This is a genomic window from Borrelia crocidurae, assembly GCF_000825665.2.
Classification (GTDB): Bacteria; Spirochaetota; Spirochaetia; order Borreliales; family Borreliaceae; genus Borrelia; species Borrelia duttonii.
The window spans coordinates 323395-325684 of sequence record NZ_LN609267.1; the positions used below are offsets into that span (position 1 = coordinate 323395).

The window sequence follows — 2290 nt, forward strand, 5'->3', positions numbered from 1 at the left end:
GTACATAATAATGCTCAGAAAAACTAACTAAACGATCATTTATAACATAATAATAATATTTATTTAAATCTAGATTTAAGATTTGATCTTGCATAAAAACATTATTATTTGAAAACATTTCAACCAAATTATCATATTTTGCAAAATGATTAAATTTATAAGAAGTCGAAACATCAATTGTTACCCGCAATAAAGAATTAACTAATATGATAAATATCAACAAAAAAATCGACAAGAAGAAAAATCTCATTTTGATAAATTTCGTTGAACTTTCTCTATAAAGATGCATATTTATTACGTCCTCTCCCCATCCTGAAAATCTATTTATTTTTGCTTAAATCAGACTTAAATTTAACAGACCATACTTCATAAAATTTAGAAAATTTTTCAGCCATCTCCTTTTGAGAAGTAACTGTAGCTAAAATTTTTCCAGCCTGAATATAATTTAAAATTTGCTCTGTCAATCCATAAGCCCCATTTGCTTCATACCTTGACCTTAATAAAAATGCCCCTTCTTCTAAGAGTTCTAAAGATTTAGTTAGATGCAATAATTGAGACTTATAAAAAGGACTATCAATAACTAAATTTTTTGCCAAATTTTTAAAGTCAATAAAATTTTTTGCCAAGATAATAAACTTCAAATATATATCTTCTAAGAGAAAAATTGACTTGGAATCTCCTTTACTAAAATACATTCCCAAATCAATAAGATATCCCAATTTTCTAATAATTAAAAATCTCTCTTCAGGATTTAATTTAATAACAGATCCATTTGACACAAGCTCACTAAGAGATATGAGTAAAGAAGGGCTTACAAATAATGAAAAATCAGAAATAAAACTAAAAAGATTTGTTCGAAAATCATAATTAACCTTCAATCGAGGCCTTGTATAAAAATAATTTAAAGATAAAATATAACTTAGAACATTTAAATTCAAATTAATAAAATTAACGGTTTTATTTGAATCCACCCCAACTTTACCAGATTTTTTTACATTCTTTATTTCATCTAAAGTTTGCAAAATAAGACTATCAATAAACAAAATTTTTTGATAATTTTCATTATGCACTAAATCCATAAATACCTACACTTGCAATCAATTATTACTTTTAAAAGACTACTACATACCCAAAATTAATATTACTAATATTACCATAAAGCATTCTAACAATTTCTAAAACACTCTCATATGCAAACAACAAAGATACCTCCCTTAAGCACAGATTCTCTTTTAATACACTTTTCTTCACTAAAATATAAAAAGTTTGAAATATTAGTAAGATAAGTGACAATAAATATATGCATATTTTGCAATAAACTTTTCAAATATTTACCCAAAGTTACATTAAACTTACTCTCTATAGCATAATCAATACCATTAACTATTATATGATTATCATCAATGCTTTGAAAACTCTGCATAGTCAATATTGTTTTTAAAATCTCCCCCTACAGATGCAACTCTATACATTATTGATTGCACTTTTGAAGCAATATAATTAGAAATAAAAAACTTTAAATCATCTACAGCTGCCAAATTCATTTTACCTTCAAATACTGATACAAAGAATTTTACATCCCTCATATTAAATTTATGAAAAATCTCAATTACTCCCGATACAAATTTTAAAGCAACTGTTTTTATAATATTTGAAATACCAAATGATAATTTTTGCAAATTTTCAAACAAAACATTTAATTTTTGCTCATTAGCTAATTTAAATATTGCAATATTAAGCAACAAATTAATAATCTCACTATACTTATCTACTAACACTATAACATTTTTAAAATTTGGTCCATATTTTTTAGTAAGACAAGGAAAAAAATATAAACGTCTATCTACTAATTCAAGCTCATTTTCATCACAAGCTTTTCCAAGACAAACTCCACTATAATCGTGACCAATATCCTCAAGTTCATAGTAAAAATTTTTAAAACAATTTTTAAATTCAAAATAACAAATATTTACTTTTAAGAAATGCTCAGCATCACAAATCACCTTTATTATCTCTCTTAAACAACAAACATTATCATCCAAGTTTAAAACATTTCTTAAATTTAAGATTGAATTATATATAGATTTGTAACTTTTAAGTTCATTTTTAACTGTTTTTTCATATTTCTCTATATTATCACAATACAATTTTTGTTTTAAAACAAAACCATAATAATTATTTAAACACCTAATATACGATTTAAACTCTAATTTATNNNCCTTCAGAACCAATATTTAAATTAACAATCTTGATAAAACTTACAAACTCATCTTTATAATTTAATCCAAGT

General features: G+C 24.1%; 2 protein-coding genes and 1 pseudogene. All 3 read right to left on the reverse strand.

Translation table 11 applies throughout. The features are described 5' to 3' along the window. Positions 1-235: pseudogene (locus BN1173_RS04410) on the reverse strand (hypothetical protein); the annotation flags it as partial. Positions 236-320: 85 nt separating this feature from the next. After that, positions 321-1079 carry a hypothetical protein gene (locus tag BN1173_RS01590; RefSeq protein WP_012538075.1) on the reverse strand — a complete coding sequence of 253 codons (759 nt, stop codon included), beginning with the start codon at positions 1077-1079 and terminating at the stop codon, positions 321-323. Between the two features lie 107 nt (positions 1080-1186). Next, positions 1187-1423, reverse strand: a complete 237-nt coding sequence (locus tag BN1173_RS04530) for a hypothetical protein (protein ID WP_246040027.1) — start codon at positions 1421-1423, stop codon at positions 1187-1189. Positions 1424-2290: the final 867 nt, after the last annotated feature.